The organism is Blastomonas sp. UPD001 (assembly GCF_003426715.1).
Lineage (GTDB): Bacteria > Pseudomonadota > Alphaproteobacteria > Sphingomonadales > Sphingomonadaceae > Blastomonas.
On record NZ_QKVT01000001.1, the window covers coordinates 1,441,543 to 1,449,841 of the forward strand.

Consider the following 8,299-nt stretch of genomic DNA (forward strand, 5'->3'; position numbering starts at 1 on the left):
CTCGTCGCTGGCGGGACCGGCAGCGGCAAGACCACGCTGGTCAACGCGCTCCTGGCCGAGGTCGCCAAGACAACCGACCGGATCGTGCTGATCGAAGACACCCGCGAGCTGCAATGCGCCGCGCCCAACCTTGTCGCCATGCGAACCAAGGATGGCGTCGTCTCGCTGTCCGATCTCGTCCGGTCCTCGCTGCGCCTCCGGCCCGACCGCATTCCGATCGGCGAGGTGCGCGGCGCCGAGGCGCTCGACCTCTTGAAGGCGTGGGGCACCGGCCACCCCGGCGGCATCGGCACGATCCACGCCGGAACGGCGCTTGGTGCGCTCCGCCGGATGGAGCAGCTCATTCAGGAGGCCGTCGTCACGGTCCCGCGCGCGTTGCTGGCCGAAACCATCGACCTGATCGCCGTCCTGGTCCGCGACGCCCACGGCCGCCGCCTCGCCGAACTCGCCCGCGTCGAAGGGCTCGACCCCGCGAGCGGCGACTTCCGCCTCATCCCGCTCACCACCCCCGAAACCGGAGACCTCCAATGATCCATGCCATCAGGCATGGCGCACGCCGCGCCATGTTCACCGTCACCGCCAGTGTGATCGCGCTGACCTACGCCGTCCCCGCCCATGCGGGCGGATCGTCGATGCCGTGGGAAGCGCCGCTCCAGTCGATCCTCGAATCCATCGAAGGGCCGGTCGCGAAGATCATCGCGGTCATCATCATTATCGTCACCGGCCTGACGCTGGCGTTCGGCGATACGTCGGGCGGCTTTCGTCGCCTCATCCAGATCGTGTTCGGCCTGTCGATCGCCTTCGCCGCATCGAGTTTCTTCCTGTCGTTCTTCAGCTTCGGCGGCGGAGCGCTCATCTGATGGACACGCTCGACGTTCTTGGCTCGCCGATCCCCGGCTACTACGCGCCGGTCCACCGCGCGCTGACCGAGCCTATCCTGCTCGGCGGCGCGCCGCGGTCGCTCGCCATCGTCAATGGGACGCTGGCGGGCGCAATCGGCCTTGGTCTGCGTCTCTGGATCGCCGGCCTCGTCATCTGGGCCATCGGCCATTCGCTGTCGGTCTGGGTGGCGCGGCGCGATCCGCAGTTCGTCGACGTCGCCCGCCGTCACCTCCGCTTTCCGACCTGGATGCAGCCATGATGAGCCTGCGCGAATACCGCAACAAGGCGGCCTACCTCGCCGACTTCCTGCCCTGGGCCGCTTTGGTCGGCGAAGGCGTGGTGCTCAACAAGGACGGGTCGTTCCAGCGCTCCGCCCAGTTCCGCGGTCCCGATCTCGACAGCGCCACGCCGGCCGAGCTGGTCGCCACCACGGCTCGGCTCAATAGCGCACTGCGCCGGCTCGGCTCGGGCTGGGCGATCTTCGTCGAGGCGCAGCGCACGCCTGCGCTCGACTACCCCGAATGCGACTTTCCCGATCCCGTGTCGGCGCTGGTCGACATGGAGCGGCGCGAACAGTTCCGCGAGGAAGGCGCGCACTTCGAGAGCCGCTACTTCCTGACCTTGCTTTGGATGCCGCCCGCCGAAGAGGCGGCGCGCGCCGAGGGCTGGCTTTACGAGGGCCGCTCGACCACCGGCGTCAATCCGCGCGAACTGCTCGCCGGGTTCGTCGACCGCAGCGACCGGGTGCTGAACCTGGTCGAAGGCTTCGTGCCCGAGGTGCGTTGGCTCGACGACGCCGAGACGCTGACCTACCTGCACAGCACGATCTCGACCCGCCGCCAGCGCGTCCGCGTCCCCGAGACCCCGATGCACCTCGACGCGCTGCTTGCCGACGAGCCGCTGACCGGCGGACTGGAACCGCGCCTGGGCGAACAGCATCTGCGCACGCTGACCATCGTCGGCTTTCCGAGCGTGACGTTCCCCGGCTTGCTCGACGAGTTGAACCGGCTCGCGTTCGAATATCGCTGGTCCACCCGCGCGATCTTGCTCGACAAGATCGAGGCGACCAAGCTGCTGACCAAGATCAGGCGGCAGTGGTTCGCCAAGCGCAAGAGCATCGCCGCCATTCTGAAGGAGGTGATGACCAACGAGGCGTCGGTCCTGATGGACTCGGACGCCTCGAACAAGGCCGCCGACGCCGACACCGCTCTTCAGGAGTTGGGCGCCGACTATGCCGGCATGGCCTATGTCACCGCGACGGTGACGGTATGGGACCGCGATCCCGCCGTTGCCGCGGAGAAGCTGCGACTGGTCGAGAAGATCGTGCAGGGCCGCGACTTTACCTGTGTCGCCGAGGGCATGAACGCGATCGAGGCATGGCTGGGGAGCCTTCCCGGCCACACCTATGCGAATGTCCGCCAACCCCCGATTTCCGCGCTCAATCTCGCCCACCTGATCCCCCTGTCAGCGGTATGGGCGGGGCCGGAACGGGATGAGCATTTCGGTGGGCCCCCCTTGCTCTACGGCAGGACCGAAGGCTCGACCCCGTTCCGGTTTTCCCTTCACGTCGGCGATGTCGGCCATACGCTGATCGTCGGCCCGACCGGCGCCGGCAAGTCCGTATTGCTCGCGCTCATGGCGATGCAGTTCCGCCGCTACGAGAATGCGCAGGTTTTCGCGTTCGACTTCGGCGGCTCGATCCGCGCCGCCGCGCTCGCCTGCGGCGGCGACTGGCAAGACCTGGGGGGTAGCCTGTCCGACGAAAGCGACGGCGACGTGCTGCTGCAACCGCTCGCCCGCGTCAACGAGACGGCCGAGCGCGCCTGGGCGGTCGAGTGGCTCACCGCGATTCTGGCGCAGGAAGGCGTGACGGTCGATCCTGCGGCGAAGGACCATTTGTGGTCGGCGCTACTGTCGCTCGGCTCCGCCCCGGTCGCCGAACGCACGCTGACTGGCCTGTCGGTGCTGCTCCAGTCGCAGGCGCTGAAGCAGGCACTCCAGCCCTATTGCGTCGGCGGGCCGTGGGGCCGGCTGCTCGACGCCGAGGAGGAGCGGCTGGGCGAAGCGCGGCTACAAGCCTTCGAGACCGAGGGCCTCGTCGGCGCGGGGGCGGCCCCCGCCGTTCTGTCCTACCTCTTTCACCGGATCGAAGGCCGGCTCGACGGCTCGCCGACCCTGCTCATCATCGACGAGGGGTGGCTGGTGCTCGACAGCCCCGCGTTCGCCGCGCAGCTCCGCGAGTGGTTGAAGACGCTCAGGAAGAAGAACGCGAGCGTCGTCTTCGCGACCCAGAGCCTCGCCGACATCGAGACCAGCAGCATCGCCCCAACGATCATCGAGAGCTGTCCGACGCGCATCTTCCTGCCCAACGACCGCGCGGCCGAGCCGCAGATCGCCGCAATCTACGCGCGGTTCGGGCTCAACGCCCGGCAAATCGAAATCCTCAGCCGGGCGACGCCCAAGCGCGACTATTACTGCCAGTCGCGCCCCGGCAACCGCCTGTTCGAGCTCGGGCTGGGAGAGGTCGCGCTGGCCTTCGCCGCCGCATCTTCCAAAACCGACCAGCTCAAGATCGCCGAGCTGATCGAGGCACACGGCAAGGCGCGCTTCGCCGCCGAATGGCTGCGCCACCGCGGCCTTGGCTGGGCCGCCGACCTGCTTCCCGCACCCGAACCCACACCTGCGGATCGCGACCGGGAAGTCGCGCGCCGCCATTTTTCTCTGGAGATCGACCAATGACCAACTCCCCCATCCGCCGCGCGCTTCTCGCCGGTACCCTTGCCACAAGCGCCGCGCTCGGCGTGACTGCCTTGACGACGCCTGCCCACGCGCAGCTGATCGTCAAGGATCCGACCAACTATGCGCAGAACGTGCTCCAGGCCGCCCGCGCGTTGCAGCAGGTCAACAACCAGATCACCCAGATCCAGCAGCAGGCGCAGAGCCTGGTCAACGAAGGGCGCAATCTCGCCTCGCTGCCGTTCAGCTCGCTCCAGCAGTTGCAGCAGCAGGTTCAGCGCACCCAGCAGCTGCTGGGCGAGGCGCAGCGGATCGCCTATGATGTCCAGGACGTCCAGCAGGTATTCAACGACCGCTATCGCGGGCAAGCGCTGTCCGGCACGCAGGCCGAAATGGTCGCCAATGCCGAAGCGCGCTGGCAGGACAGCGTCGGCGCGTTCGAGGATGCGCTGCGCGTCCAGGCGGGCGTGGTCGGCAATATCGACGGCGCGCGAGCGACGATGGACGAGCTGGTCACATCGAGCCAGTCGGCGACCGGCGCGCTGCAAGCGGCACAGGCGGGGAACCAGCTGCTCGCCCTGCAATCGCAGCAGCTCGCCGATCTGACGGCCGTGCTGGCGGCGCAGGGCCGCGCGCAGGCGCTCGAATCCGCGCGAACCACGGCGATCGAGGCCGAAAGCCGCGAACGATTCCGCCGCTTCCGCTCGCGCAATTGAGGCGCGACGGGCGATGTCGCGCAACCTCAAGATCGCGGGCGTCGCCGCGCTGGCCGGGATGATGCTGACCGTCGGCATCGTCTCGGCCTCGCGGCCCGCTCCGAAGGCTGAGCCGGTGGCGGCAATGCCCATCGCGCCCGCCGACGCCGCGATGGCCGATATCGAGCGGTGCCGAACCATCACCATGCCCGACAGCGGCTGCGAGGCGGCCTGGGAGGCGAAGCGCCGCCACTTCTTCGGACGGGACGAAAAGCGATGAACGACACCGGCGTGATCGACACCTTCCTGGGCACTTTCACGAGCTATATCGACAGCGGGTTCGGCCTGCTCGGCGGAGAGGTCGCGTTCCTCTCGACCACGCTGATCGCCATCGACCTGACGCTGGCCGGGCTGTTTTGGGCTTGGGGTGCCGACGAGGACGTGATGCAGCGCCTGGTCAAGAAGGTGCTGTTCATCGGCACCTTCGCCTTCATCATCGGCAATTTCGGGACACTCGCGACCATCGTGTTCGAGAGCTTCGCCGGGCTCGGGCTTCAGGCAAGCGGGGGCAGCCTGTCACTCGCCGACTTCATGCGCCCCGGCGCGATTGCGGAAACCGGCCTTGACGCCGCCGATCCGCTCATCGCCGCGACCGAAGACCTGCTCGGGCCGGTCGGGCTGTTCACCAACTTCGTGCAGATCCTCGTGCTGCTGCTCGCCTGGGTCATCGTCGTCCTCGCCTTCTTCATCATCGCGATCCAGGTGTTCGTTACGCTGATCGAGTTCAAGCTCGTGACGCTCGCGGGCTTCGTGCTGCTGCCCTTCGCCTTCTTCAACAAGACCGCCTTCATGGCCGAGCGCGTGCTCGGCCATATCGTTTCGAGCGGGATCAAGGTGCTGGTGCTCGCGGTCATCACCGGCATCGGCACCACGCTGTTCAGCCAGTTCACCAGCGGCCCGGCAGGTCCAGAACCCAATCTCGAGCAGGTCATGGCGATCGCACTTGCTGCGCTGACCTTGCTTGGGTTGGCCATCTTCGCACCCGGCATCGCTAATGGCATCGTCTCGGGCGGTCCCGCGCTCGGAGCCGGAGCTGTCGCTGGCACGACGATGATGGCAGGCGGCGTGATTGCGGGCGGGGCCGCCGCAGCAACGCTAGGTGCAGGCGCTGCTGCTGGCGCAGTCGCCGCTACCGCCCGTGGCGGGGCGTTCGCGTCCGGCGCTGCAAGCAGCGCCTATGCATTGGGCTCGGCCGGGAAGACGGGCGGGGCGGCTGTGGCCAGAGCCCGCATCCGCGCTGGTCGACGCCGAGCGCAAAGCCGACTTCGAGGAAGACGCCTCGCATTTCGAGTCGAGCTATTTCCTCACCTTCGTCTTCCTGCCCCCGGCCGAGGACGCCGCACGCGCTGAAAGCTGGCTCTACGAAGGCAAGGCCGAGAAGGGCGTTGACGCCTGGGAGGCGCTGCGCGGCTTCGTCGATCGCACCAACCGCGTGCTCCAGCTCGTCGAGAGCTTCATGCCCGAATGCGCCTGGCTCGATGATGGCGAGACGCTGACCTACCTTCATTCGACCGTCTCTACCAAACGCCACCGCGTGCGCGTGCCCGAGACGCCGATGTATCTCGACGCGCTGCTGGCGGACCAGCCGCTGACCGGCGGCCTCGAGCCGCGGCTCGGCGAGGCGCATCTGCGCGTCCTCACCATCGTCGGCTTTCCAACGGCGACCACGCCCGGCCTGCTCCACGATCTCAACCGCCTCGCCTTCCCCTATCGCTGGTCGACCCGCGCGGTGCTGCTCGACAAAACCGACGCCACCAAGCTGCTGACAAAGATCCGGCGGCAATGGTTCTCCAAGCGCAAGTCGATCGCCGCGATCCTGAAGGAGGTGATGACCAACGAGGCCTCCGTGCTGGTTGACACCGACGCAGCCAACAAGGCGGCGGATGCCGATCTCGCGCTGCAGGAGCTCGGCGCCGATTATGCCGGTCAGGCCTATGTCACGGCGACCGTCGCCGTCTGGGACGCTGATCCACGCGTCGCGGCCGAGAAGCTGCGCCTGGTCGAGAAGGTCATTCAGGGGCGCGACTTCACCGCGATGCCTGAGACGGTCAACGCCGTCGATGCCTGGCTCGGCTCCCTGCCGGGTCATGTCTACGCCAATGTTCGGCAACCGCCGATCTCCACCCTCAATCTCGCCCACATGATTCCCCTGTCAGCGGTGTGGGCGGGGCCGGAACGGGACGAGCATTTCGGTGCGCCCCCCTTGCTGTTCGGCAAGACCGAAGGCTCCACCCCGTTCCGGTTTTCCCTTCACGTCGGCGACGTCGGCCACACCCTGGTGGTTGGCCCGACCGGCGCCGGCAAGTCCGTCCTGCTGGCGCTGATGGCGCTGCAGTTCCGGCGATACCCGGGTTCGCAGGTCTTCGCCTTCGACTTCGGCGGCTCGATCCGTGCGGCTGCGCTTGCTTGTGGCGGTGACTGGCACGACCTCGGCGGCGGCTTGACGGAAGGCGCCACCGACAGCGTGTCGCTGCAGCCGCTCGCCCGCATCCAGGAGGTGCCCGAGCGCGCCTGGGCCGCCGACTGGATCGTCGCCATCCTCATGCGCGAGGGCGTGACCATCTCGCCCGAGGTGAAGGAACATCTCTGGACGGCGTTGACCTCGCTGGCCAGCGCGCCGGTGGGCGAGCGCACGATCACCGGGCTCGCAGTCCTCCTGCAGTCCAACGACCTCAAACAGGCGCTCCGCCCCTACTGCGTCGGCGGCCCCTACGGTCGCCTGCTCGACGCCGAGAGCGAGCATCTGGGTCAAGCGTCCGTCCAGGCGTTCGAGACCGAGGGCCTGATCGGCACCGGCGCGGCGCCAGCGGTGCTCCCCTATCTGTTCCACCGCATCGAGGACCGCCTCGACGGCAGCCCGACCTTGCTGATCGTCGACGAAGGCTGGCTGGCGCTCGATGACGAGGGATTCGCCGGCCAGCTTCGGGAATGGCTGAAGACCTTGAGGAAGAAGAACGCCTCCGTCGTATTCGCCACGCAGTCGCTGTCGGACATCGATGGATCGGCCATCGCGCCCGCCATCATCGAGAGCTGCCAGACCCGGCTGCTCCTGCCGAACGAGCGGGCGATCGAGCCGCAGATCACCGCGATCTACCGGCGCTTCGGCCTCAACGACCGGCAGATCGAGATCCTCGCCCGGGCCATGCCCAAGCGCGACTATTACTGCCAGTCCCGCCGCGGCAACCGGCTGTTCGAGCTCGGCCTCGGCGAGGTCGCGCTGGCGCTATGCGCCGCATCCTCCAAGACCGACCAGGCCGCCATCGAGCGCGTCCTCGCCGAGCACGGCCGCGACGCCTTCCTCGCCGAATGGCTGGGCCTGCGCGGCGTCGGCTGGGCCGCCGACCTGATCCCCGACCTCACCAACCTGGAGACCCGACCATGATCCTTCGTCGCTCGCGCGCGGCCCTTTTGTCCGCCAGCATCTTCGCCGTGCCCGTCGCGTTGTCGCCGGTCCTCACCACCCCGGCCGCTGCGCAGTGGGTGGTCTACGATCCGACCAACTACGCCCAGAACGTCCTTCAGGCGGCGCGCGCGCTGCAGCAGATCAACAACCAGATCACCTCGCTGCAGAACGAAGCGCAATCGCTGATCAATCAAGCGCGCAATCTGGCCAGCCTCCCCTACTCCTCGTTGCAGCAGCTTCAACAGTCCGTGCAGCGGACCCAGCAGCTCCTGAATCAGGCGCAAAACATCGCCTTCGACGTCCAGCAGGTCGACCGCGCCTTCCAGTCGACCTACGGCAACGCCTCACTCTCCGCGTCTGACGCCCAGCTCGTCGCCCAGGCCCGCGAGCGCTGGCAGAACACGGTTGGCGGTTTGCAGGACGCGATGCGGGTGCAGGCGGGCGTCGTCGGCAACATCGACACCAACCGCACGCAGCTGTCCGCGCTGGTTGGCCAGATTGCGCGCTTGATTGATCAGCGATT

The 8,299-nt window shown here is 67.7% G+C and carries 9 protein-coding genes; all 9 read left to right on the forward strand.

What is annotated here, in order from left to right; all coding sequences use genetic code 11:
• Positions 1 to 531 (forward strand): ATPase, T2SS/T4P/T4SS family (locus DM995_RS07310; protein WP_198669288.1); only part of this gene is annotated, 531 nt, incomplete at its 5' end.
• Positions 528 to 860, forward strand: a complete 333-nt coding sequence (locus DM995_RS07315) for a TrbC/VirB2 family type IV secretion system protein (protein WP_116968991.1) — start codon at positions 528 to 530, stop codon at positions 858 to 860. The genes DM995_RS07310 and DM995_RS07315, both read left to right, overlap by 4 nt.
• A complete protein-coding gene (locus DM995_RS07320; RefSeq protein WP_116968992.1) occupies positions 860 to 1,141 on the forward strand; it encodes a VirB3 family type IV secretion system protein in 282 nt (93 codons plus the stop codon). The genes DM995_RS07315 and DM995_RS07320 overlap by 1 nt, the downstream gene beginning before the upstream one ends.
• Positions 1,138 to 3,621 carry a conjugal transfer protein TrbE gene (gene trbE / locus DM995_RS07325; RefSeq protein WP_116968993.1) on the forward strand — a complete coding sequence of 828 codons (2,484 nt, stop codon included), beginning with the start codon at positions 1,138 to 1,140 and terminating at the stop codon, positions 3,619 to 3,621. The genes DM995_RS07320 and trbE (DM995_RS07325) overlap by 4 nt, the downstream gene beginning before the upstream one ends.
• Positions 3,618 to 4,334 (forward strand): P-type conjugative transfer protein TrbJ, encoded by a 717-nt coding sequence (gene trbJ / locus DM995_RS07330; protein WP_116968994.1) that lies wholly within the window; start codon positions 3,618 to 3,620, stop codon positions 4,332 to 4,334. Before trbE (DM995_RS07325) ends, trbJ (DM995_RS07330) begins: the two co-directional genes overlap by 4 nt.
• Positions 4,335 to 4,347: 13 nt before the next feature.
• Positions 4,348 to 4,593: a putative entry exclusion protein TrbK-alt gene (gene trbK-alt, locus DM995_RS07335; protein WP_116968995.1), complete on the forward strand. Its 246-nt coding sequence runs from the start codon at positions 4,348 to 4,350 to the stop codon at positions 4,591 to 4,593.
• Positions 4,590 to 5,723, forward strand: coding sequence for a P-type conjugative transfer protein TrbL (trbL, locus tag DM995_RS07340; protein WP_116968996.1), 1,134 nt, complete (start codon positions 4,590 to 4,592; stop codon positions 5,721 to 5,723). The genes trbK-alt and trbL overlap by 4 nt, the downstream gene beginning before the upstream one ends.
• On the forward strand, positions 5,611 to 7,755 hold the full coding sequence (gene trbE, locus DM995_RS22200; RefSeq protein WP_232824492.1) for a conjugal transfer protein TrbE: 2,145 nt from the start codon (positions 5,611 to 5,613) through the stop codon (positions 7,753 to 7,755). Before trbL ends, trbE (DM995_RS22200) begins: the two co-directional genes overlap by 113 nt.
• Positions 7,752 to 8,299 (forward strand): P-type conjugative transfer protein TrbJ (trbJ, locus tag DM995_RS07350; RefSeq protein WP_116968998.1); only part of this gene is annotated, 548 nt, incomplete at its 3' end. The genes trbE (DM995_RS22200) and trbJ (DM995_RS07350), both read left to right, overlap by 4 nt.